At 27.2% G+C, this 25,564-nt stretch carries 24 protein-coding genes, 1 pseudogene and 1 riboswitch; all 25 genes and pseudogenes read left to right on the top strand.

Features of this window, described 5'->3' with window-relative positions; all coding sequences use genetic code 11:
• The first annotated feature begins 34 nt into the window (after window positions 1-34).
• Window positions 35-2,278, top strand: coding sequence for a glycosyltransferase (locus tag K0039_RS15080; RefSeq protein ID WP_228105899.1), 2,244 nt, complete (start codon window positions 35-37; stop codon window positions 2,276-2,278).
• A gap of 82 nt (window positions 2,279-2,360) precedes the next feature.
• Entirely contained in the window at window positions 2,361-5,642 is a 3,282-nt protein-coding gene (locus tag K0039_RS15075) for a CDP-glycerol glycerophosphotransferase family protein (protein WP_228105898.1), read from the top strand.
• Entirely contained in the window at window positions 5,632-6,582 is a 951-nt protein-coding gene (locus tag K0039_RS15070) for a glycosyltransferase (protein ID WP_228105897.1), read from the top strand. Before K0039_RS15075 ends, K0039_RS15070 begins: the two co-directional genes overlap by 11 nt.
• A 47-nt stretch (window positions 6,583-6,629) precedes the next feature.
• Complete coding sequence (locus tag K0039_RS15065; protein WP_228105896.1) at window positions 6,630-7,739, top strand: ATP-grasp domain-containing protein; 1,110 nt, start codon at window positions 6,630-6,632, stop codon at window positions 7,737-7,739.
• Window positions 7,736-8,560, top strand: coding sequence for a class I SAM-dependent methyltransferase (locus K0039_RS15060; RefSeq protein ID WP_228105895.1), 825 nt, complete (start codon window positions 7,736-7,738; stop codon window positions 8,558-8,560). The genes K0039_RS15065 and K0039_RS15060 overlap by 4 nt, the downstream gene beginning before the upstream one ends.
• 10 nt (window positions 8,561-8,570) lie before the next feature.
• Window positions 8,571-9,692, top strand: coding sequence for a DegT/DnrJ/EryC1/StrS family aminotransferase (locus K0039_RS15055; protein WP_228105894.1), 1,122 nt, complete (start codon window positions 8,571-8,573; stop codon window positions 9,690-9,692).
• Between the two features lies 1 nt (window position 9,693).
• Complete coding sequence (locus K0039_RS15050; RefSeq protein WP_228105893.1) at window positions 9,694-10,644, top strand: radical SAM protein; 951 nt, start codon at window positions 9,694-9,696, stop codon at window positions 10,642-10,644.
• 155 nt (window positions 10,645-10,799) lie between these two features.
• Window positions 10,800-11,663, top strand: a complete 864-nt coding sequence (rfbA, locus tag K0039_RS15045; RefSeq protein ID WP_228105892.1) for a glucose-1-phosphate thymidylyltransferase RfbA — start codon at window positions 10,800-10,802, stop codon at window positions 11,661-11,663.
• 127 nt (window positions 11,664-11,790) lie between these two features.
• Window positions 11,791-12,768, top strand: coding sequence for a dTDP-glucose 4,6-dehydratase (rfbB, locus tag K0039_RS15040; RefSeq protein ID WP_228105891.1), 978 nt, complete (start codon window positions 11,791-11,793; stop codon window positions 12,766-12,768).
• A 216-nt stretch (window positions 12,769-12,984) separates the two neighbouring features.
• On the top strand, window positions 12,985-13,659 hold the full coding sequence (locus tag K0039_RS15035) for a hypothetical protein (RefSeq protein WP_228105890.1): 675 nt from the start codon (window positions 12,985-12,987) through the stop codon (window positions 13,657-13,659).
• Between the two features lie 196 nt (window positions 13,660-13,855).
• Window positions 13,856-13,964: riboswitch (cyclic di-GMP riboswitch) on the top strand.
• 490 nt (window positions 13,965-14,454) lie between these two features.
• Window positions 14,455-14,778: a flagellar basal body protein gene (locus K0039_RS15030; RefSeq protein ID WP_228105889.1), complete on the top strand. Its 324-nt coding sequence runs from the start codon at window positions 14,455-14,457 to the stop codon at window positions 14,776-14,778.
• Window positions 14,779-14,782: 4 nt separating this feature from the next.
• The gene (gene flgC, locus K0039_RS15025) at window positions 14,783-15,187 is read left to right on the top strand and encodes a flagellar basal body rod protein FlgC (protein ID WP_228105888.1); all 405 of its coding nucleotides are present in this window, start codon (window positions 14,783-14,785) and stop codon (window positions 15,185-15,187) included.
• A gap of 11 nt (window positions 15,188-15,198) precedes the next feature.
• On the top strand, window positions 15,199-15,528 hold the full coding sequence (gene fliE / locus K0039_RS15020) for a flagellar hook-basal body complex protein FliE (protein ID WP_228105887.1): 330 nt from the start codon (window positions 15,199-15,201) through the stop codon (window positions 15,526-15,528).
• A 22-nt stretch (window positions 15,529-15,550) separates the two neighbouring features.
• A complete protein-coding gene (fliF, locus tag K0039_RS15015; RefSeq protein ID WP_228105886.1) occupies window positions 15,551-17,086 on the top strand; it encodes a flagellar basal-body MS-ring/collar protein FliF in 1,536 nt (511 codons plus the stop codon).
• 15 nt (window positions 17,087-17,101) lie between these two features.
• Window positions 17,102-18,160: a flagellar motor switch protein FliG gene (fliG, locus tag K0039_RS15010; RefSeq protein WP_083399354.1), complete on the top strand. Its 1,059-nt coding sequence runs from the start codon at window positions 17,102-17,104 to the stop codon at window positions 18,158-18,160.
• Window positions 18,141-18,923 carry a FliH/SctL family protein gene (locus tag K0039_RS15005; protein WP_228105885.1) on the top strand — a complete coding sequence of 261 codons (783 nt, stop codon included), beginning with the start codon at window positions 18,141-18,143 and terminating at the stop codon, window positions 18,921-18,923. The genes fliG and K0039_RS15005 overlap by 20 nt, the downstream gene beginning before the upstream one ends.
• Complete coding sequence (gene fliI / locus K0039_RS15000; protein ID WP_228105884.1) at window positions 18,920-20,227, top strand: flagellar protein export ATPase FliI; 1,308 nt, start codon at window positions 18,920-18,922, stop codon at window positions 20,225-20,227. Before K0039_RS15005 ends, fliI begins: the two co-directional genes overlap by 4 nt.
• Before the next feature lie 15 nt (window positions 20,228-20,242).
• Window positions 20,243-20,707, top strand: a complete 465-nt coding sequence (gene fliJ, locus K0039_RS14995) for a flagellar export protein FliJ (RefSeq protein ID WP_228105883.1) — start codon at window positions 20,243-20,245, stop codon at window positions 20,705-20,707.
• A complete protein-coding gene (locus tag K0039_RS14990) occupies window positions 20,697-21,944 on the top strand; it encodes a flagellar hook-length control protein FliK (RefSeq protein WP_228105882.1) in 1,248 nt (415 codons plus the stop codon). Before fliJ ends, K0039_RS14990 begins: the two co-directional genes overlap by 11 nt.
• A gap of 11 nt (window positions 21,945-21,955) precedes the next feature.
• Entirely contained in the window at window positions 21,956-22,462 is a 507-nt protein-coding gene (locus K0039_RS14985) for a flagellar hook assembly protein FlgD (protein WP_228105881.1), read from the top strand.
• Window positions 22,463-22,467: 5 nt separating this feature from the next.
• A complete protein-coding gene (locus K0039_RS14980; protein ID WP_228105880.1) occupies window positions 22,468-23,280 on the top strand; it encodes a flagellar hook-basal body protein in 813 nt (270 codons plus the stop codon).
• A 20-nt stretch (window positions 23,281-23,300) separates the two neighbouring features.
• Window positions 23,301-24,119, top strand: a complete 819-nt coding sequence (locus K0039_RS14975; RefSeq protein WP_228105879.1) for a motility protein A — start codon at window positions 23,301-23,303, stop codon at window positions 24,117-24,119.
• A complete protein-coding gene (locus tag K0039_RS14970) occupies window positions 24,109-24,813 on the top strand; it encodes a flagellar motor protein MotB (RefSeq protein ID WP_228105878.1) in 705 nt (234 codons plus the stop codon). The genes K0039_RS14975 and K0039_RS14970 overlap by 11 nt, the downstream gene beginning before the upstream one ends.
• 1 nt (window position 24,814) lies before the next feature.
• On the top strand, window positions 24,815-25,207 hold the full coding sequence (locus tag K0039_RS14965) for a flagellar biosynthetic protein FliO (RefSeq protein ID WP_228105877.1): 393 nt from the start codon (window positions 24,815-24,817) through the stop codon (window positions 25,205-25,207).
• A pseudogene (locus tag K0039_RS14960) lies at window positions 25,176-25,564 on the top strand (flagellar type III secretion system pore protein FliP); the annotation flags it as partial. The gene K0039_RS14965 and the pseudogene K0039_RS14960, both read left to right, overlap by 32 nt.

Genomic DNA, 25,564 nt, shown 5'->3' with positions numbered 1-25,564 from the left:
TTTTATATTTAATAAATTTAAAAGGGTGATAAATATGTTACTAAGTATAGTATTGATGATGAAAAATGAAGAAAAATTTTTAGATAATACATTAAAGGCATTAAATAAGATAAGAGAAAAAGTTGAAAGTGAATTAATAATACTAGATACAGGCTCTATAGATAAAAGTGTGGAAATAGCTAAGTTATATACAGATAAAGTTTATTTTGAAACATGGAATAATGACTTTGCTGATATGAGAAATAAATCAATAAGTTATGCTAATGGTGAATGGTTACTTATTATAGATGCAGATGAAGAACTAATAGAATATGAAAAAATGATTAATTTTTTTAAAACAGATTTACATCAAAAATATAACTCAGCATCCGTAGAGTTAAAAAATATAAACTCAGAAGATGGGAAATCTTATAGTAAATCTGCAAATCTAAGGTTATTTAAAAGAAAAGGTTTTAGGTATGAGGGTGCGATACATGAACAACCTATGTATAAAGAACCTATATATAATAATATAGCAGTATTTAATCATTATGGTTATTTATATGTGGATGAGGAATTTAAACATAAGAAACTTAAAAGAAATGAAAACATTTTATTACAAGAGTTGAAAAAGAATCCTGATGATCCTTATATAAATTTTCAATTAGGTAAAAATTTTATGGCAATAAACAAAAAAGAAGAAGCATTGTATTATATGGAAAAATCTATGAATTTATATGAAGAATGTAAAAACATACCATCATATATTTACTCCAACTTAGCCAAATTTTATGTTGAATTAAAACAATTTGATAAGTGTGAAAAAATTTGTATAGAATATTTACAAAAAAAAGATGATAAAAATATAGATATATATTATTTCTTGGCACTTAGTCAAAGTTTCTTATATAAATATGAAGAAAGTTTAAATTGCTATGAAAGATATATATATTTAGTAGATAACTATGATATATCAACACAAGCAAATAGTATATATGCTGATGGAATTACAGTCGGATTAAAAGAATATGCACAAATGAATATACTTAAAAATTATTATTATTTAGGACGATATGAACAAGTAATTGAAAAATATAAAAATATGGATTTTGAAGAAATGAAAGATGTATATGATATTCTATTTGAAAGCTTATATAAGGCAAATAAAGTAAGTGAAATATTAGAAATATATAATAAGAAGATATCATCAATGGTAGATACTAAATATATAGAGATTAGTCTGGAAAGTATGATATTAAAAACAAAAGAAAGTGATAAAAGTGAAATATATAAAGTACTATCAAATATAGATAATGACTATGGCTTATTAAATAAAACAAGGTTAGGAGAAAAATTCACAGTAAAAACCTTAAATAGATTGTTATTAGATGGAAAGCAATCATATTATGGTGAAATTATTTATTATGCTATTAAAAATAGTTTAAATATATTAGAATTATTGCAAAATGTAAGTTATTCGTATATGAAAGGTTATTTTAACTATATAATTGAGAATAAACGAGACTGCTTACCAAAGTTATATGAATTTTTACTAAAAGTACCTAATACATTGAATTTACATAAACTTAATATATGTAGTTGTATATCTGAAGTTTTATTGATTGATAAAGGTTTTGCTAATGATAAATACGAAAAAATATTTTATATGTATATAACATATAGATATAATTTTATAAAACAAGTATATAATCCAAATTTATCAGATGAAGAAATTATATGCTTATTAAAAGATAAAGATGATGAATTTGTAGTTAAAATTAATTTAGTACAAAAGTTAAAAGATAAAGAACCATTAAAATATATAAAAAAAATAAAAAAACTGATTTTAGATAATGAAAAATATAAAAAAGCAATAGAAATTCTTATTGATAAGTTTATTAAAGATATTAATGAAAGTGAACAAATAAAAAAACTTAAGATACAGTATAAATTACTTATAGAAAATAGTATAAATGCAGGAAATATAAAGGATGCATTAATTATGATAAATGAATATGAAAATATGTATTCAGAAGATATTGAGATAATAAACATGAAGTCTATTGTATGTTTATTAAATAATAATTATAAAGAAGCAGAAAAATTATTGAAAAAATCATTTATTTTAAATTTCACAAATATAAATACGATTTTCAATATAGCGTATTTGAAAGAGGTAAAACATGAAAATAAAGAAGCTATAATGTTTTACAATAAAATAATGGATATCAGTGAAGATGAGAGTTTGATTTTAGAAGCTAAAGAAAAAATTAAATTATTACAAGAAAGCCTAAGCTAATTTGATATATAAAGACAAAGGGTAAAAATTAAGTTTTTAATAGACTAAAGTAAATGCTTAAGAATGGGTAGGAGAAGTTTAAATGTTAAAAAAAATACATACATACTTAAAGAAACGCAATATAGAAGATGCATTTAACTTAATAATGAAGTGTGAAAAAGAATATGAAAATAATTCAACATACTGGACATTAAGAGCAGAGCTTTGCATACTTATATCAGAATATGATACAGCGTTGATTTGCTGTGAAAAAGCGATAAATTTAAATAACAAAAATACGTATGCGATATCTAGTGCTATAACATTATCTGATTATTTACAAAATCAAGATTTATGTGATAAGTATAAAAAAATGCTTTATGAGGTTAAGGATTCTCTTTCTGAAATAATGATAAATAATATATTGAATGACTTAGACTTATTGCAAAGCAGGGAAAATATAAATTATATACAAGATATTTTATCAAATAAAAAAGAGAATTTATGTTATTTAGTGGATGATATGGTAATGTTTAATGACGAATATGTTCATTTAATAAATTTAGAAGAATGTTCCTTAGGAGATGGAGACATTAGTATAATAGTACCTTTGAACAAAAATTACATAAAAGCTATTAATACTTTAATTAAATATGATTTATCAAGTTTTTCTGTAATTATTAAATATTCAAAAGAGTTATATTTAGTAAAAATAGAAGAAAAAACATTTGATGAGATAAAAAATATTGATAGAGATTCTACTATAGCTTTTCATTATCTTAATGAAAGTGATTCAAATGTATATGCACTATACAAAAATATGCCTCAAAAGATGAAATGCAAATTTAATACTTTATTGATGAGAGGTAGTGATGACCTTAATATAAGAAACATGGCAATAGTACCTCTTATGGCTAAATATAGTGTATCAGGACATGGATTATTCTTATATTATCCTTGCCCTGAATTAATGCACAATATAGAAGTTGGCCATGGAGCGGTACCTTTTAAATCATGTGGTGTAATGGATAATATACCTGGATTTGCTTTTATGCCTAACGAATACAAAAATGTAGATACTTATTGCGTTAGTTCGGCCTTAGATATGACTTTATTTGCATCATTTACTCATGTTACAAAGGATAAATTTTTTATATCAGGTATTCCAAGAACGGATTTTTTATTGAATAGTAACGGAAGAAAAAATTTGGAAAAAATATTAAATATAAAACTGGATAATAAAAAAGTAATCTTTAATATGCCTACCTTTACAGTTCATGAAAATAGTGGAAGAGTTGATGGAGATAAAGATTTAAATAGTTTTATTAAAATTAAAGAATTTAATTATGATAAATTTGATGAGTTTTTAGGTGAGAATAATTATATATGCATACTAAAAGTTCACCATGGAGAAGAAAAAACTTTATGCAAGAATAGATCTGATAGATTTAAAAATATATATACTATTTCAAATGAAGACTTAGGGAAAAATAATTTAGACTTATATGAAATATTGAACTCAGGAGATTTGCTATTGACTGATTATTCATCTATATATGGAGATTTCTTATTTATGAATAAACCTACAGTATTTATAAATACTGACATCGATGAATTTTCGAAAAATAAAGGTCTTGCTTTACAACCATATGATTTTTGGACTGCTGGTCCTAAAGTTCAAAGTGAAGAAGAATTATTTGAAGAGATTTACAAAAGTTTAAAGAATAAAGACTATTATTTAGAAAAAAGAAGTGAATTAAGAAAGGTTTATCATAAATATTTAGATGGTGGAGCAAGTGAAAGAATTTGGAATTACTTAGATACACAATTTTATAGTAAAGACCTGAAAGTAAAAATACAAACTTTAATAGAAAATGATTGTATAGATGAAGCTAAAAAACTACTGGACATATATAAAAATTATGATATATGCAATGTTAGCATATATTCAATGGCAGGAATAATTAGTATAAAAGAAAATAATTTAAAACAAGCCTTGAAAAACTTCCAAAGAGGATTAGAATTAGATAGCTTAAATGTGGATTTGTTATATAATATGGCATACTTATATACGCTTTTAGGAGATAGCAAGCAAGCTATATACTATTATGAAAAATGTATATTAAATACAGATGATGAAAGTTTAAAAAATGAAGTTTGTAAAGTAGTAAAACATATGAGAAAAGAATTTAACTCTAACACATACTCTATAATTGTTTTAGATGAAGATAAGGTTATACTAAAAGAACTGAGCAATAGCGAAAATAGTATAATAAAAATAGTTGAAAATAAAGATATTACATCTGAAAAAATATACAAAAAAGATGGGATAAAGATTTATGAAGTTAACTCTACTAGAATAAAAGATATATTAAAGTATTTAATAAAAACAAATGAAAATCCTATAATATTATATAGTGACATAAGAAAATCATCTATAGTAAACAATTTGAAGGACCAAGTTAAAATATTATATTTTCCAAGCAAAAACTATTATGTAGATAAAAGTAACTATTCAAATCATGGTATAGACATGTTTATTGAAAAGGAAGCTTGTGATAGTGCATATTTGATAATGGCTAGAGATATAAACATTTATAACTGTAAAAAGATAATAGAGCAAAGAGAAAATGTATGTTTAGTAGACAATAAAGACACAGGAAAATGTACATTAGATTATATATCAAAAAATTATTATAAATTTGATAGTAAGTTAATCAATGATAATATGAAAAACTATTTGGAAAATATAGAAGATCAATATACGAAAGAATTATATTTGATAGCTACGGAAAATGATAATATAAAGAATTGTGTAGAAATTGTAAGTAAGATTTATGAAAAATATAATACTGAAGAAATATACCAATTATACATAACGTTGTTAAGTAGAATTAAGGACTACAACAATTTAATATCTGTAGCTATAAATAGTGATTATTATGAAGATGTGTATAGGTGTGAGTTGGTTTATCTAAATTCTATAGGGGAGTATGAATTGATTGACTTTATTACAAATATGATGATTAAAAATTACAAGCTTGTAGAATCTATGTTTAACAATAATGTGGATTATAAATTGGCTTTTTATAATTTTGAATTAAAAAGATATGATGTGGCTTTAGAAAAATATACTCAAATATTAAAGAATGACATTAATTTATCCACGTCACCATTAGTTAATCGAAACACTGCATGTTTAATGTATGCTGTAGGTAATGAGAATTATAAAATGTATTATGATGCCTATGAACAATTTAGGAAATGTATAGAAGACATTGAAATTGATTGGTATAATCAAGAAATATTTAAAGACATATATGAATGTTTGGAAGGTTATATTACGAAAAATACAATAGTTGGGGATGAGAATAATGGCAGATGAAATAATGGTAAGCATTAGTTGTATAACATATAACCATGAAAAATACATAGAACAAACGATACAGAGTTTTCTTATGCAAAAAACGAATTTTAAATATGAAATATTAATACATGATGATGCATCAACAGATTCAACGCCAGAAATTATAAAAAAATATCATAAAAAATATCCTAATATAATCAAGCCGTTATTACAAAAAGAAAATCAATGGTCAAAGGGAGTAACTATAATAAATTATACATTTAATCACAAGAGAGCTAAAGGGAAATATATAGCTTTATGTGAGGGAGATGATTATTGGACAGATCCATATAAATTACAAAAACAGATAGAGTATATGGAATCCAATGCAAATTGTTCATTATGTACTCATGCAGTAGACATAATTGATGAAAATAGTGAAGAGATAATGAATATAATTAGACCTAAGAACTCCAATTCTCGTATAGACTCAAGAGAATTTATAGCAGGAGGGGGTATGTTTATAGGAACAAATTCTATTGTATATCGCAAGAGACTAATGGATAATCCTCCTGATTGGTATTTTGATGCTCCTGTAGGAGATTATCCATTGCAAATTTTCCTTGCAATTAATGGAGAGGTCTACTACATGGATGAGAGTATGGCTACATATAGAGTTGGTGTACCTGGGTCATGGTCTAATAGAGTGTACTTTTCTAAAGATAGAATAAAACATTTTAGTAGAGTATCTAAAATGTTAGATAGCATAAATGAATACACAGATTATAAGTATAGTGAAGAAATACAAATCAGAAAAGATAAGAATCTTAAGGATGTAATATTTTACGTATGTGGCATACTTTTGCAAAATGGAAGACTTGATAAGATTACAAGTGGAACGTTTAAAAAATTTTACAACAAGTTAAGTAATGAAGAAAAAATAAAATTATATGTGGCAGGTAAGGGTATTGAATTTTAAGTATGACAGTTCAGTAGAAATAAATAGGTTAAGGAAAAGGATAAACTATGAAAGTAAATAAAAAATGTATACTTATTTTTTCTGGATATAATCAAAGATCAATAATTTCTTTCTGCAGAGTATGCGAAAAATATAATATACCTTATAAATTAGTAAGCTCTTACGATGATACGATACAACATACTGTATACAAAAGGCAAGTTGTGTATAAAAGAAAAGATAGTACTTTTGACTTGGAATTATTAAAAAAAATAAGAATGACAATTAAAGATTATGAGAAGATGACGATTCTACCTAGTTCAGAGTATATAAACAGATTTATATTGGAAAATAAAATTATACTGGAAGATATGGGATTTGAAATACCATTAGTTGAAAGTAAATTATATAATTTAATATCTGATAAATATAGTTTTGGAGAAATGTGTAGAAAGAATAGAATACATGTACCTAAAGAGATATATAGTGAATCTATTAAAAATTTTCCAGTAGTTATTAAGCCAAAAGAATATTTTTGTACAAATAAAAAAATAATATCACCTGTAATAATAGAAAAAGAGTCACAACTTAAATTATTTTTACAAAATAATAATTTAAAAGATGTATATATTCAAGAATTTATAAAAGGTGAGTCATATTACTTATTATATTATTTCTCGAAAAATGGAAAAGTACTATCTTTTTCACAGCAAAATATACTTCAACAAGATAGAGGAAAATCTATAATTGCAGCTAAAGCTTCCAAGATACATTTATATAATATAAGCAATAAATTTATAAATTTATTTAACAATATATCATATAAAGGTTTAGTAATGATAGAACTAAAAAAATATGATGATAAATTTTATATGATAGAAGCTAATCCTAGATTATGGGGACCTTCGCAATTATTTGTAGATGCAAATATAAATTTATTTGAATTATTTATAAAAGATTTAGGTTTTGATTTAAATATATATGAAGAAGATATTAATTATGATGCAATGTATTTTTGGGAAGGTGGAATAGAAAAGTTAGCAAGAGAAAATAGAAGTTTGGTTTATCATGGTGAATTTTTAGAAAATGATAAAATTAAATATAGAAAATATGATGTATATAATAGGGTTGATACAAAGGGAATATATAATATAGAAATAAATGAGGAGAAAAAATGAATTTAGAAGAGTTGAAAGAACTTTATGAGGACGGTTCAAAGCATAGCGTATATCAAAATATACCTAAATTTGTATCAGATAGAATAGAATACAAAGTACAGTTGGATGAAAACTGGAGAGGTGATACATCAAGATTAACTTATATATATGATAAATTAAAAAATATAGACTTTACTTCAATTGGAGATATAGGAGCTAATACTGGCTACTTCTCTTTATCTTTGGCAAATGAAATGAAGGACAAAAAAGTCATATCATATGAAATAAATAACAATCATGTAGAATTTATAAATACAATAAAGGAAAATTTTAATCTCGAAAATATACAAATTATTAATAAAGGTGTAGATTTAAAAGGGATAGATTATTTAAGTGAAGTAGATATATACATGTTTTTAAATGTAATACACCATGCAGGTGTAGATTTTGATGTTAATTTAGATGTTAGTAATTTGAATTTTAAACAATATGCTAATCAATATTTAGAAAAATTAAAAAATAAATGCAAGATATTGATTTTTCAGATGGGATATAATCATGGTGGAAATAAGTTAAAACCAATAATAAGCCCAAGTGAAATAAAAAAAATGTTTGACTATCAAATTGATTTAATACAAGAAACAGGATGGAAAATTATAGATATATCATATGCGACTAATAGGGATAAGGAATATAAATCATTATTGGAATATGGGATAAATATTGGTGAATTTAATAAATACGATGTAGAGTTGTTTAATGCTTACTTAGAAGAATATAAAGTATATAATAATAGCGAATTTTATAAAAGACCCATATTTATATTAAGTAATAACATATAGGAGATAAAGGATGATACCTGTTACAAAAACTTATTTACCAGATATAAATCAATATAAGGATTATATAGATAAAATCTATGAAACCGGTTGGCTTACCAATAATGGAGACTTGGTTAGAAAGTTGGAATTAAAACTAAAAGAGTATTTAGGCGTAAAAAACATAGTATTAGTATCAAATGGAACTGTAGCTCTTAATATTGCATACAAGCTTTTAGGTTTAGAAAATGAGGTAATAACAACACCATTCTCCTTTGTAGCAACTACTAGTTCAATGGTTTGGCAAGGATTAAAACCAGTTTTTGTAGATATAAATAAAAATGACTATAATATTGATGCTAATAGGATAGAGAAAAAGATAACTGAATATACAACGGGCATAGTACCAGTACATGTATTTGGAAATGCATGTGATGTAGAGCAAATAGAGGAGATAGCTAAAAAGCATAATCTTAAAGTTATTTATGATGCCTCTCATTGTTTTGGAGTGAAGTATAAAAGTAAAAGTATACTAAATTATGGAGATATATCAACTATAAGTTTTCATAGCACAAAATTATTTCACACCATAGAAGGTGGAGCTTTGATTATAAATAACGATGAATTGTATGAAAAAGCTAAGAGAATGATAAACTTTGGATTTTGTGCAAATGGTTATATAGAAGAAATTGGAATAAATGCTAAAATGAATGAATTCCAGGCCGCAATGGGGTTATGTGTACTATCTGATATAGATAAAATTTCAAGTAGAAGAAAAGAAAAATATGAATATTACATAAAAAAATTAGAGAATATTGATTTAATAAGTTTTCAAGAACTAAATAAAAGTTCACATATAAACTACTCTTATTTGCCTATAGTATTTAAAGATAGTGAAACGATGCTAACAACTCTAAAAAATATGAACAACGAGGACATATTTCCTAGAAGGTACTTTTATCCATCATTAAATAAATTGAACTATATTCATTGTAATGAAGTAATGCCTAATTCAGAAGATATATCAGAAAGAATATTATGTTTACCATTATATGATAGCTTGAAGAATATGGATATAGATAAGATAGTAGAAATAATTAAAAGAAGTAGTATTTATAGTATCAGAAAGAGCAGATGTATTAGTATGGAGGTGTAATATGAACTTAAACGAATTAAGCATGTGTAGATTAAATATACAGCTAACTAAAAAATGCAACCAAAGATGTAAAATGTGTAATAGCTATAATATTAAAGATGAGATGGAACTCACAACACAGGAAATTTTTGATACTATATCAACTGTATGTAATGAAAGTAACATTTCTAATATAGCTTTTACAGGAGGAGAACCCACATTAAGAAAAGATATACTAGAAATTGTATCTTTTGCTAAAAAATATTGTGAAAATGTGTCAATAACAACAAATGGAACGTTTATAACAAAAGAAGAAGATGCACTGAAATTAATTGAAAATGGTGTAAATCGATTTACCATATCATATCATGGTATAGGTAATCACACTCAGTTTACAGGTGTTAAAGAAAGTGAAAAGAATATTAGAAGAGCCTTAAGTATACTAAGTAGTATATCGAACTACAAGGATATTTATGTTAAAGTTGGTATGTTATTTACAAATGAAACAGTCAATGTTATAGAGGATATGATTAAATATTGTGAAAAATTGAATTTCAAATTATACATAGAATTACCAGATGATTCTATTCCTATTTTTGAAAATACACCTAAAGATGAATATGCAATATCTTGTAAAAATATGGACGAAATTATACATAATTTGAATGAATGGAAATTAAGCAATAAACCAGTATTATTAACTGATAATTCAATAAAGTATATAAATAAATACCTTAAAAAAGAGCCAATAATAGGTGAATGTCCTCTGGGATATACAGATTTATATATTGGAAGTAATGGAGACGTCTATAGTGGATGTTGGGCATTGGAACCTATAGGTAATATAAGAAAAGATGAGGTAATACACATCTTAAGAGGGGAAAAATACTCAAAAAATATTGAAAAAATGATAAAAAGAGAATGTCCAGGATGCACATGTGGATATATATTTCAATCTAATTTTATTAGATAAGCTAAGTCAAATGGAGATATGAATAATGGATAAATATAAAGTAGAAAGAAATTCTTTTACGTTTATCTAAAAGATATATTGAATTATGTGACTTAATTGTTTAGTGACTCAATTAATAACTATACATTTAAAATTATTTTACAGGAGAAAAAGAAATGAAGGGAATTATATTGGCTGGAGGATCAGGGACTAGGTTATATCCTTTGACACTGGCAATATCAAAACAACTATTGCCAGTGTATGATAAACCAATGATATATTATCCATTATCAGTATTAATGTTAGCTGGTATAAAAGATATATTAATCATTTCAACACCTAATGACATAGATTTATTTAAAGGTGTATTTGGAGACGGTAGTAATCTGGGTATAAGTATTAAATATAAAATTCAACAAAACCCAAGAGGAATTGCTGAGGCATTTATAATAGCAAAGGAATTTATAGGTAGCAGTAAAGTTGCATTAGTATTAGGAGATAATATATTTTATGGAGCAGGGCTTAGTGGCGTATTACAAAAAGCAGTGGATAGTAAAGGGGCTACTATATTCGGTTATCATGTGAATAATCCTCAAGATTTTGGAGTTGTGGAATTTGATAAGAACTATAATGTGTTATCAGTAATAGAAAAGCCAGAGTCACCTAAATCTAATTATGCTATTCCAGGGTTATATTTTTTTGATAATGATGTAATAGAAATAGCAAAAAATATACTACCTTCACAAAGAGGAGAGTTAGAAATAACATCTATAAATGAAGAGTATTTAAAAAGAAATAAACTGAATGTTAAAATATTAGGTAGAGGAACAGCGTGGTTTGATACGGGTACACATCGTGGCTTACTAGAAGCATCTAATTTTGTAGAAGCAATACAAACTAGGCAAGGATTATATATATCTTGTATAGAAGAGATTTCATATAGAAAAGGGTATATAGATGAATGCCAATTGTTAGAGCTAGCTAAACCTCTAATGAAAACTGAATACGGCAAATATTTAGTTGATTTAACAAAATATTAAAAAATACTAAACTTGTTATTTTATATAATAAGTTTAGTATTTTTATAACTAGAATGTCATAAAAAGAAAAATCAAACTGTGATTTATATAAAAAAACAAGAATTATAAAAGTATATAAGGAGTAAAAATGAAAAAAATTTTAATAACAGGTGGAGCAGGTTTTATAGGTAGTAATTTTATTAGATATATGATAAATAAATATGATGATTATAATATAGTCAATTTAGATTTATTAACCTATGCTGGTAACCTTAATAATTTAAAGGAGTTAGAAGGTAAAAAAAATTATGAATTTATAAGAGGAGATATAAGTGATAGAGAATTTATACTAAAATTATTTGAAAAAGAAAAATTTGAAATGGTTGTAAATTTTGCTGCAGAGTCACATGTAGATAACTCCATAAGCTATCCAAGTATATTCATGCAAACTAATATAGTAGGAACACAAGTTTTATTAGAAGCATGTAGAATATATGGTATAGAGAGATATCATCAAGTATCTACTGACGAAGTTTATGGTCAATTACCATTAGATAAAAAGGAATTGCTATTTACAGAAAATACATCGTTGAATCCCAGCTCTCCATATTCTGCGTCTAAAGCGTCAGCAGACTTTATAGTAAACTCATATAATAAGACGTATAATATGCATACAACAATTTCTAGATGTTCTAATAATTATGGGCCATATCAGAACTGTGAAAAACTTATACCTTTAAGTATTACAAAAGTTTTAAATAATGAACTATTGCCTATATATGGTAGTGGGGCAAATATAAGAGATTGGTTACATGTAAATGATCATTGTGAAGCAATAGATTTAATTTTGCATAAGGGAAGAATAGGAGAAGTATACAATATTGGCGGAAACAATGAAAAAACAAATTTGGAAGTTGCAAAGTGTATATTAGAAAGGTTAGGTAAATCTGAAGAGCTTATTACTTATGTGAAAGATAGAGCTGGGCATGATTTAAGGTATGCAATAGATTCTAGCAAATTAAAAAATGAATTAGGATGGGAACCTAGATATATATTTGAAGATGGAATAATAGAAACAATAGAATGGTACTTGAAAAACAAAATGTGGTGGAATCCAACTAAATAGTAAATATAAGTATATGAGTTTAATTAATAAAATTTAGAGAAAAACATATAGATATAAGTTATAAATAATTATTAATAAATTACTTAATTTGTAAGATATGTATAAATCATAAAGTTTATAAAAAATATACCGTACAATAAATATTAGGTAAATTATGGTAAAGTGTATAACCAAGTACATAAATTAATAAATGTTTTATAAAAGTGAGGGAAAACTATGATTATAATAGGGGAGAAGGCATATTTAAAAACATATGATAAAAAAGAAATTAAAGAACTAGATATTGATAATAATGTCAATAAAATTATAAAAGAACACAATGACGAGATAAAGTCAACTAAAGTGATAAGAAAAGAATCAAAAACAAGCAACAATGACATGTATAACAACCTAAAAAATAAAGCCAGTATAGTAAATAGGGATAAAAGACATATTCAAGAAAAAGTATCCGAAATTCAAACTCAGCAGCAAAAAGTAGAAAATATGGAAGAATCATTAAATCGAATAAAATCATACTATCTAAGCACTATAAGCAAAGCTAAGGGAAAAGAAGAAAAAGAGAAAGTTAAAATAAATAAGATACAAAAAGAAGTAAATAGTTTGAATAACGAATATATAACAGAAGTAACAGAACTAAAAGAGTCAGAAGATATAATTGAGGCGATAAGTCTAGCTCTAGATAAAATAAATAATGTTAAGAGTAAACTTGAACAGTACAAATCAAAATTAGTTAATCTTGAATATTTAGTAGAAAAAAGTAAGAATGAATTGGACTTAACACAAAAGAAAGTAGAAGCAAATATAGATGATAATATAATATCAAATCCACTAAATTTTATAAGTATAAGTGGGGATTTAAATACAGGAATTATTGTAGATATAAAAATATAGTATTTGATTCTGAAATATAATGTAGCTATTTATATATTCTTAAAGAGATAATAAGCGTTTATTATAAGAACATTTTATTATTATATTGTATAATTTTATCATTATACTGTATAAATTGAAGAAATAATATATATTCTTATCTCATTTGCAGAAATTGTTGAAAAAGAATATAAAATATGATATTCTTAACATAAAAGTAATATATTGGCAAATTTGAAGAAATTCAAAGACGCAAAGCTAAAGGGGCTACGGTAAAATTAATTATCATGAATAATACAAATTTACTATGCCAGCCAGTTGCCAAAGAGTTCACATTCTTTGTTATTATGAAAATTATTAATTAATTGTATAAGTGTTATATAAATACCATATATACTTATATAATATTAATGTGATTTTTTTTATATTTTCGATGGCGACTATCCTTATTGTTTGGGATAGTTTTTTTATTACCTGCACTAATATAAAGAATACTGATTATTTTCAAAAAACTTAAACAAATAAATGAAAAATGATTGAAATGTAAAAAAATGTCGGTAAAAAGTTGCAAAAAAGTCGAAAAAATATATTTTTTTTAAAATAAATAACAGGAAAAAGTGTATAATAGAAAAGGTGATGGCAAAAAATGTAAAAAATTCACATTTATGCAAAAATAAATTTATGTGGGGTGCATAAATAAAGCTATGAATTTAATTAAATTTACATTTGAAAATCCATAAAAATGCAATGTTAGGGGAGATAAGTTGAAAACGCTATTAAGACAGTTGTTCAAATTAGGAAATTAGGGAGGTATATATGGAAATATACAGTTTGATGAAAATGGGCTTGGATGCGACAGAGTTGAGAAGTAAGGTAATCGCAAATAACATCGCCAATATAAATACTGTAGGCTATGAGAGAAAATATGTTAATTTTGAAGATACGTTAACAAATAAATTAGAAGATGCCAAAATTGAAGTAAAAACAGAGAAAAATACATCTATGAGGGAAGATGGAAATAATGTAGATCTGGAAAATGAAAAAGTAAATCAAGCTGCTACAACTCTAGAATATAATGCCTTAGTCAGTTTAACTAATACCAAAATTGCAATGACAAAAAGTATAATTTCGGGGAGGTAAATAAATGAGTATTTTTAGTGGGATGAGAATCAGTGCCAGTGGTTTATCAGCAGAGCGTATGAGAATGGATGTTGTATCTTCTAATATAGCAAATGTGAAAACAACAAGAACTGGAGATGGAGATGCCTATAAACGTAAAATAGCTACATTTGAAGAAAATTACGATGAAAAACTAGGAATGCTTGGGGTAAAGACTGTATCAATACAAGATGACAATTCACCTATGAATAGGGTGTATGAACCAAGTCATCCAGATGCAGATGAAGAGGGATATGTAGAATATCCCAATGTTGATTTGCTAGTAGAAATGACTGATTTAATATCAGCATCAAGATCATATGAATCAAATATAGATACATTAAATGCACAAAAAAATATGATTTCAAAAGCTTTAGAAATTGGAAAATAAGGGGGAATTAGATGCAAGGTATTGAGAGTATAAATATAAATTCTGATATATTTTCGAATATAATAGATAACAATTATACGAACAAAAATTTAAATGAAAAACAACCAGTTAACGACTCAAAAATTAAATTTGGTGATGTTATATCACAAGCTATTAATAAAGTTAATGGAACTCAGGTAGAAGCAAACAATATGGTAGAAGCCCTTATAAAGGGAGAAGATGTTTCTATGCATGATGTGATGTTATCAATGCAGGAATCCCAAATATCAATGCAACTTATGTTAGAAACAAGAAATAAATTATTTGAGGCATACAAAGAATTAAGTGGAGTGCAACTGTAGCCTATAAATAAGGAGCAAACACATGGAATTTAAAGGAATTATAAGCAAAGTAAAAGATATTTTTCAGAAGAAAAAGGAACAATTTAAGGAACTTAAAAAAGAAAAGAAAATAGCAATTGTAGTAGGGGTTATAGCGGTTATACTGGCATTAATATTTGGAGCCAAGTATATAAGTGATAGTAAATATCAACTTCTCTTTTCAGGTCTAACATCAGATGATGCAAATTCAATCACTAAAGAACTTGAAAATCAAGGGGTAGAGATGAAGGTTGAAGGCGATAGTATTTATGTACCAAAGGAACAGGTAGATAAGTTAAGGCTTGAGTTATCAGGAAGTATTTCAAATGGATCAAAAGGATTTGAATTAATGGATGAAACTTCTTCATTTGGTCTTACAGATGAAGAATTTAGTATTAAGAAACAAAGAATGGTTCAAGGAGAGATAGAAAAGACTATAAAAACTTTTCAACAGGTAGAGGATGTTAGAGTTAACATAACCCAAGGTCAAGAGTCAGTGTTTTCAGATGAAGGAACTCCTGGAAGTGCAGCTGTAGCATTAACTTTGAAGGCAGGTCAATCTCTAGAACCATCACAAATAAGATCCATTATGTCATTAGTTTCTGCAAGTAGTACGAATATTCCAAAGCAAAATGTGGAAGTAGTAGATCAAAAAATGAATTTGTTATCAGAGGGGTTATTTGATGATAAAGGAAATACTTCAAATTCAAATGGAATAGATATTGCGCTGAAAGCAGAAAAAGAACTAAGCCGTAATCTAGAAAAATCAATTGTTAGTTTACTAGAACCTATATTTGGAGCAGGAAAGGTTAAGGCCACAGTAAATGCAGATTTAAACTTTGATAATAGTGAGATAACTGAGACGTCAATAAGCCCTAAAACAGTAGTTATGAAGGAAAGTAGAAGTGAAAACAAAACTACAGAAGAAAAAAATACAGGCGGTACAGTAGACAATAATATGAACAATGTCTCAGGTCGTAATAATGGAATTACATCAAGTAAAGATGAAAGTATTGAGTATGATACTGGAAGAAAAGAGACAAAAACCACAAAAGCTCAAGGTGAGTTAAATAAAATAACAGCATCTGTTGCAATAGATGGAACACTTACAGCTGCACAGATTAGAAATGTTAATGATATGGTAGCAAATACTATAGGTATGGATGCAAAAAGAGGAGACGATGTAAAAGTCGTAGCAATGGACTTTGGTGCAAATGCCGACGAAGCATCAAAGGAAAGTGGCATAAGTGACAATATGAAATTATTAGGATTTATATTATTAGCAGTAGCCTTAGCAGGCATAGTTGCCTTCTTCATAATAAATAGAATTAAAAAGAAAAAAGAAGAAGAATACGAAGACTATGATGATGTAGATGAAATAGAACTAATTAATAGAAAAATAGAAGAAATGGAAGGTTCTTCGAAATTAGAGAATGAAGAAGAAGAGGAAAATATTACATTAGAAGAAGAAGTAAGAAAATATGCTTCAGAAAATCCTGATAGGGTTACAGATTTAATAAATAGTTGGTTAAATGTATAAAAGGGTGAGTTTATTTTGAATACAGAAATTAATAAATCAGAAAATGCCTTTGACTTAGGTAATATACCAAAGGTAAGGCGTGTAACAGGGGCAAGAAAAGCAGCAATATTATTGATGACTTTAGGCCCAGAAGCTTCAACTGAAGTATTGAAAAATTTATCAGATAAGAAGATACAAAAAATAGGAGTAGAAATAGCAAATATAAATACCATCAACGCAAGAGAAAGAAGAGAAATATTACAAGAATTTATTGAGCTAAACAAAGGTAAAGAATATGTAATGGAAGGTGGTATAGAAAGTGCTACATCATTACTTCATGGAGCATTAGGCAGTCAGAGAGCTGGAAAGCTGCTTGAAGGAATCAAATATGATGCATATACAAAATTGTTTATGGGAGCAAGAAAAGCTGAACCAGAACAAATATTAGCTTGTATACAAGGAGAAAGTACTCAAACTATAGCTGTGATTTTAACACATATTCAACCTGATAAAGCAGCTGTAATCTTAGCCGAACTTCCCGAAAAGGTTAAGAATGAAGTATCTTTAAAGATAGGTTCAGCATCTTCTATTTCACCAAATGTTATAAAAGCAATAGATAAAGCTGTTGAAAAGAAACTAGCTAATCTAGGCCAAAGAGAAATAGAAAGCAGTGGTGGAGTAGATAGCCTTGTAAATATACTTGGGAATGTTGATAGAAAAACAGAAAAAAGTATTATTAAGTATATAGAAGATAGAAATGATGAATTGGCAGAAGAAATTAAATCTAATATGTTCATATTCGAAGATATTGTTAGACTTGAAAATATTGCAATTCAAAGAATACTTAAAGAAATTAATGTTAAGGATATTGCCTTTGCTCTTAAAGGTGCTTCTAAAGATGTTTCAGAAACTATATTTAAAAATCAATCTCATAGAGCATCTCAAGCTCTTAGGGAAGAAATTGATTTATTAGGAAAGGTAAAAATATCTCAAGTGGAAGAAGCTCAGCAAAATATAGTGAATACTATTAGACGTCTTGAAGATATGGGAGAAATAAATTTAACTAGAGGCTCAGATGATGAATTTATTGTGTAATATTATTAAATCAGAAGAAGTAGAGATACTTGGCAAAAGAAAAATAAAAGTCAACTCAAATAAGTCTAACTTTGGAATTGAAAGTGATGAATTTGATATGAAAAGAGAAAATGAAATGTCACAAATCAAAGAAGAGATAGAGTTGAAATTGAATGAAGCAAAAGAGCAGGGTGATCAAATTATCCAAGATGCGCAAACAGAGGGACAAAAAATTATAGAACAAAGCAAAGAAGAAGTTTGCAATATAGAAAAAAGAGCATACGAAGAAGGACATAAACAAGGGCTAAAAAATGGATATGAAGATGGATACAAAGAAGTTTATGAAGAGTACGTTGAGAAAGCCAAAGAACAAGCAAATAAAATAATTGAAAACGCTAACAACATTTTAATCCAAGCAAATAATGAAATATCAAACTATATGAAAGAAAATAGAAATAATATCTTAAACATAAGTATTAGCATAGCAGAGCAAGTATTAAAAGAAAAATTTGAAGATATTTCAGCAATGGATAATTTAATAGGAAATGTAATTGAAGAATATGAACTTAAAGAAAACTTTGTTATAAAAGTCAATCCTACATATAAAGAAAGTTTAGATAAACAAGTATTAGCGCTAAAAGAATCTTATAAGATTAGTGGAGATGTTTTTGTTCTAGGAGATGAGTCTATTGAAGCTGGTAATGCAATTATAGATAATGTCAACGGAAGCTTAATAGTAGGAATTGACGGAGTAGTAGGAAAGATAAAAGAGGAGTTACTATGATTGATATAGAGTTTGAAAAACTTGTAAAAAAAATTAAAGATATTCCTTCAGTAATATGTGAGGGAAAAGTAAAAAAAATCATAGGGCTTACACTAGAGGTTGAAGGGGTTAAATGCTTTGTAGGTGAATTGTGTCATGTTTATAATAATAGAAATGACACAATTAACTGTGAAGTTGTTGGATTTAAGGATGGAGATGTTATACTGATGCCACTTGGAGAGTTAGCAGGAATAGGTCCAGGATGTAGAGTTGTAGCTCAAGGAATACCATTAAGTGTAAGATGTAGTGACGATCTTTTAGGGAAAGTTTTAGATGGATTAGGAAACCCCATTGATGAAGAAACAATCATATCAGGAGAAAGATACAGTTTGCTCAATGAGCCACCAGATCCTATGAAAAGACCGAGAATCACAAATATAATGCCAACAGGAATAAGAGCTATTGATGGTTTTTTAACTTGTGGTGAGGGACAACGTATAGGAATATTTGCTGGAAGTGGAGTAGGTAAAAGTACAACTTTAGGAATGATAGCAAGAACAGCAGAAGCTGATGTAAATGTAATTGCTCTAGTTGGAGAAAGAGGAAGAGAAGTTCTCGACTTCATAGAAAGAGATTTAGGCGAAGAAGGAATGAAAAAATCAGTAGTAGTGTGTGCTACTTCTGATAAATCACCTTTAGTACGACTAAAAGGAGCTTTAACTGCAACGGCTATTGCTGAGTATTTCAGAGATCAAGGGAAAAAAGTAATACTTATGATGGATTCTGTTACTAGATTTGCAATGGCACAAAGAGAAGTGGGACTAGCTATAGGAGAACCACCAGCACAAAAGGGATATACCCCTTCTGTGTTTGCTATGTTACCAAAATTGATGGAGAGAACAGGAACTTCAGACAAGGGATCCATAACAGCGTTTTATACAGTTTTAGTAGATGGTGACGATTTAAATGAACCTATTGCAGATACTGTAAGAGGTATACTGGATGGACATATAGTTTTATCAAGAACATTGGCCCACAAGAATCATTATCCAGCAATAGATATATTAAATAGTGTAAGTAGACTTATGAAAGAGATTTCGGATGACAAGCATAATCAAGCTGCATCTTATGCGAGAGATATACTTGCAACTTATAAAGATGCAGAAGATTTAATAAATATTGGAGCCTATAAAGAAGGGTCTAATAAAAATATTGATATGTCAATTGAATATATTGATTCTGTTAATAATTTTTTAAAACAAAATGTAAATGAGAACACATTATTTGAAGACAGTAAAAATTCATTGATAAATATGTTTTCCTAAAGGAGAGTAGTTTAGTTGAAAAAATTTAAGTTCAAACTAGAAAAGCTATTAGACATAAATATAAAAGAGGAAGATGAAAGCAAGTTAAAATACACTCAGGCTCAAAATGAAAAAATAATAGTAGAAAAAAATTTGGAAAGACTTGAAGAAAATTATAAAAAATATTCGGATATTACTAGAGCTGATGATGTAATCTCACAAAAGGTTACAATAAACTATTTAGCTACTCTTACACAGTCTATAAAGTTTACAGATGAGAAACTTAAAGAGGAAGAAAAAAAAGTCATTGAAGCTCAAAATGACCTAATAAAAAAGCAGATAAAAAGAAAATCATTAGAAATTCTTAAAGAAAAAGAAATAGAGAGAGTAAGAAAAGAAGAAGCAAGAATAGAACAAATTAGAAATGATGAGTTTGCTCTCTATGCATATATACGAAATAATGTAAATGTTTCACAAAAAGGTGGTAAATATGGAATTTAATTTAAGTTTATCAACAAGTGTAGCAGATATTATTAATTATTTCCAAGGAAATAGTGAAAATATCTCAGGGGAAACAGAACAAGGAATATTTGATAACGTATTAGAAGGAATATTTGAAGATAGTGATAAATCGGAGGATATAGATTATAACTTGATTTTGAACTTACTAAATAATCTAAAATTATTTAATAATCAAGAAAATTCACAGCATATGGAGAAAGTTCATACTGGCTCAGATAATGTGGAAAGTTCAAATAGTATTTTCAACAACATCAATGAAACAGAACTTAATATAATATCAAATGGTCATGAGATTAACACGAACCTACTAAGTAGTGAAGAGCTTGAAATATTAAGTAACTTGAAAAAAAACTTTGAAAATGAGTTTGAAATAATAAATAATGAAAATATTGGAATTGAGCTAAGTGATAAAGAAATTGAATTATTAAAAAAATTAGATAATATTATCTCAGATAACAAAATAGAAAATAATAATGAATTACCTCAAATAAATAAATTAGATGATGGTGAATTAGAGAACAGTGAAAATAGAATTAATGAAAAAATAGTTAATAATGAAGAAATAGTTAATAATGAAGAATTTAGTCAACTGGAAACTAGCAATACAACAGATAAACTTAACTTGATTAGAAATAATGAATTTAATGAAGAAATTGATAAAGAACTAAATACCTTAGAGAACATTTTAAATGGAGATAATGATAACAATTTTATTTTAAATAATAATCAACTAACTAATAAAGATATAAATTCGACAAATGTTACTTCACGACAAGAAATTCCAACAATTAGACAAGAATATATTGGAGAAGACATAATTAAAACTGTTAAATATTTAAAATCTAGTGGGCAAGAAGAAATAACAATTAAGATAAGTCCAAGAGAATTAGGTGATATGACTATTAAACTTATTAATAATCATGAGGAAGCTAGTGTTGCAATTGTAATAAGTAAAAGTGACGTCTTCAATTTAGTTAATGAAAATCAAAGTGAGATTGCAAAACATCTAAAAGATTTAAATATTAATGTAAAAGAGATATCAGTTGAAATGAAAGGAAATACTCAAAATAGCTTCTCATCAAATTTGAATCAAGAATTTGAAAGAAATAATAAGAGAAGTCAACATGGTAGCAAAAAAAATATCAGATCAGTAGATGAATCGTTAGAGGACATTGAAGAAGTTGAAATGGAAGATAATATAAATATTTTAATTTAAGGGAGTAGTAAATGAGTGATATAACAGGTGTAAGTAGAAATAGTACAGTAACTGAAAAGGGGACAAAGGTTGTTGACTCAGGTGATAAGACAGATAAAGATTTATTTCTAAAATTACTAGTAGCTCAGATGACAAACCAAGATCCATTTAACACTCAAGATCCAACTCAGTATGTAACTCAGTTAGCACAATTTAATATGTTAGAACAAACTATGGCTCTTAATGATAGTATGGAGTACTTAATAGGAATGACAAATGGGCTTTTGGTAAATTCAGCAATGGGTTCGGCATCAGCATTAATAGGAAAAGATGTTGAAGTATATCCTCCTACAGAAGAAGGATATGATACTACAAAGACAATGTCAGGAAAAGTTGAAAGTGTTCATATAAAAGATGGAGTTGTATATATGAATGTAAGAGATTTCGAGAGTGGAGAATTGGTAGAAGTTGAATATGGAGCACTTACTAAAGTAAAGGGCACTAATACAAATGTAGAAGAAGATAATAAGGGGGAATAATTTAAATGCTAAGATCGATGTATTCAGGAATAAGTGGTATGAAGGCAAATCAAACTAAGATGGACGTAGTTGGTAACAATGTTGCAAACGTAGGAACTACAGCATTTAAGAAAAGTAATGTTAGATTTAGTGATGCATTATATCAAACTTTAATATTTGGTAGTTCACCAGGAACTATAGTTGGTGGAGTAAGTCCAGGACAAGTAGGTATAGGAACTAAAGTAAGTGGTATGTTTAAAAATACAATACAAGGAAATATACAACCAACTGGTAGAAGTGCTGATTTAGCTATTGATGGAGATGGATATTTTACTATTCAAATTGGTCAAAATCAATATGCATACACTAGAGATGGATCTTTTAACATTGACAAAGATGGTAATTTAGTTACAGCTGATGGATATAAAGTAGTTGGAACTGATAAAAAACCTATTCAAATACCTAAAGAACAAAATGGTCAAAAAGTATTGTCTTATAACATATCAAGTGAGGGAGAAGTATCATATCTTTTGGCAGACGGGAGTAAATATCCAGAAGCAGGAAATGCAGCTCAAAAACTAGGTATAGCAATATTTCAAAATCCAGAAGGTCTTGAAGCATTAAGTAGTAACCTTTATGGAGTATCAGCTAACTCTGGAGATCCTATTGTAAATGCAGCTTACGGGAATGTAAAACAAGGTGCCATAGAAATGTCAAATGTTGATTTATCAGAAGAATTTACAGAGATGATAGTGACAACAAGAGCCTTTCAGGCAGCAAGTAAGGTTATAACTACTAGTGATGAGTTATTACAAGAAATTATTAATCTAAAAAGATAGAAAACAGAGGGGGGTAAGACATGAAAAAGCCAGACATATTAACTCCTATTGGTTTTTTATTTGTATTAGCTGTGCTAATCTTTGGAATTGGACAAGATAAAGCAGGAGTAGCGGCATTTATAGATATGCCATCCTTTATTATAACAGTAGGAGGCTCATTAGCTGCAGTGCTAATTACATTTTCATTTGATGATTTAAAACAGATTCCAGCATCAATAAAAGTAGCGATGCAGATAAATAGAACTAATAAGGTAGATTTAGTTAGTCAGTTTAAAGAATTATCTAGAAAAGCTAGAAAAGGCGGCCTACTATCAATTGAAGATGATGTTGAAGAGATAGAAAATGAATTTATGAAAAATGGATTAGAGCTTGTTATTGATGGTTTAGATACAGAAAGCATAGAAGAAATACTAGAAAATCAAATTAATATATTTGAAAGTAAATATGAAAATAGTTCTAAAATATTTAAACTATGGGGTTCTTTTGCTCCAGCAATGGGAATGGTTGGTACGCTAATTGGTCTTATACAAATGCTTGCAGGAGGACTTAATGATGCAACTGCTATATCATCGGGAATGGCGAAAGCGTTAATAACAACTTTTTACGGTTCAATACTTGCAAATACTGTCCTTAATCCAATAGGATATAATATACAAATTAAGTGTGAAAAAGAAGTTCAGCTTATGGAAATGATGATTTGTGGAATAGGAAGCATTCAAAATGGTGAAAGTTCAAGAATTATTGAAGAAAAATTATTAACATATTTAAGTAATTCAGAAAAGAAAAATTACTTTAAAAGAGAAGTTGACGATAGTGAGGTAGATGGAGATGTCGCGTAAGAAAAAAAAAGGTGATGATATTAACCCTAATGCGTGGTTAGATACTTATGCTGATACAATAACACTCCTTCTTACATTTTTTATACTGTTATATTCAATGTCATCTATTGATTCTAAGAAACTAAGTGAATTATCAGATGCACTGCAAAAATCTTTAAAAGGTGATATTAAAGTAGAAGAACTATCAGATATTAATGAAATAGCTACTAATGATAAAGAAAATATAGAGCAAACACAAGAAGATTTAGTGAAAAAGTTAAATAAAACAATTGAAGCAAATTCCTTTACTGACGTTATTAAAGTTAGAGAGGAAGATAGAGGGGTTGTACTTCAATTAGATGAAACAATACTATTTGACCCTGGTAAAGCAGATTTGAAGAAGAAAAGTCAAAATGTATTAAATATGGTTACAAAAATTGTTAAGGATCTACCAAATGATGTATTAATTGAAGGAAATACAGATGATATTCCTATGTTTAACAAAGAGTTTCAATCGAACTGGGAATTATCAACTGCAAGAGCTGTTAGTGTTGTAAAGTATTTTGTTTCAGTGAAAAAATTAGATCCAACAAGATTTGCAGTTAAAGGATACGGTGAGTACAAGCCGTTAGTAGAGAATAATTCTACAAAAAATCGAACGATAAATAGAAGAGTTGACATATTAATAGTTAAGGAACAGCAAAAGGAGAAATAAAATGGACAATATACTAAAATACATTATAAATTTAATAGTATTTGTACCTTTTACCATTGCTTTAATAATAATAACTATAAGACTTAGCAAGTCAAGCATTAATGGATTAGCAAAAAACAAATACGTAAAGGTTTTAGAAAGAACAAACTTAAATAAAGACACCGAAGTGTATGTTCTAAAAGTAGGTGATGAAGGCTGTGTTATAGTCTCATCACCTACTAAAACAGATACAATAAAAGAACTTACAAGTCATCAAATAGAAGAAATAGAAAGAAAACAAGAAGAGGTTAAAAATAATAGTAGAAATAATATAGATTTAAAATTAAAAGACATAAAAAAATTTAGATTAAAGGGGATAAAAAATGAACGAACTAACACAAATAATTTCAAATAATCAACAAGAACTTACTCCTTTAATAGAACTATTTATTGTTTTAACGCTTATGATGTTTCTACCGACAATTGTGTTTATGATGACGAGTTTTATAAGAATCATTATTACATTTTCATTTATTAAATCGGCTCTAGGTGCTACGCAATCTATTCCAAATCAAATATTAATTGGAATAGCATTGTCATTAACAATTTTTATTATGGCTCCTACAATAAACTCAATAAATAATGAGGCTATTAAGCCATATATGAATGAAGAAATAAAATTTGAGGAAGCAGTAGAAAAGGCACAAGTCCCTATTAAAAAATTCTTGCTAAATCAAACAAGAGAAGAGGATTTAAAACTATTTATAGAAAG

Source organism: Terrisporobacter mayombei, from assembly GCF_020748465.1.
In the GTDB taxonomy this organism is placed as follows: Bacteria; Bacillota; Clostridia; order Peptostreptococcales; family Peptostreptococcaceae; genus Terrisporobacter; species Terrisporobacter mayombei.
The sequence above is the reverse complement of the archived record's forward strand: the minus strand, read 5'-3'. Positions and strand labels throughout refer to the sequence as shown.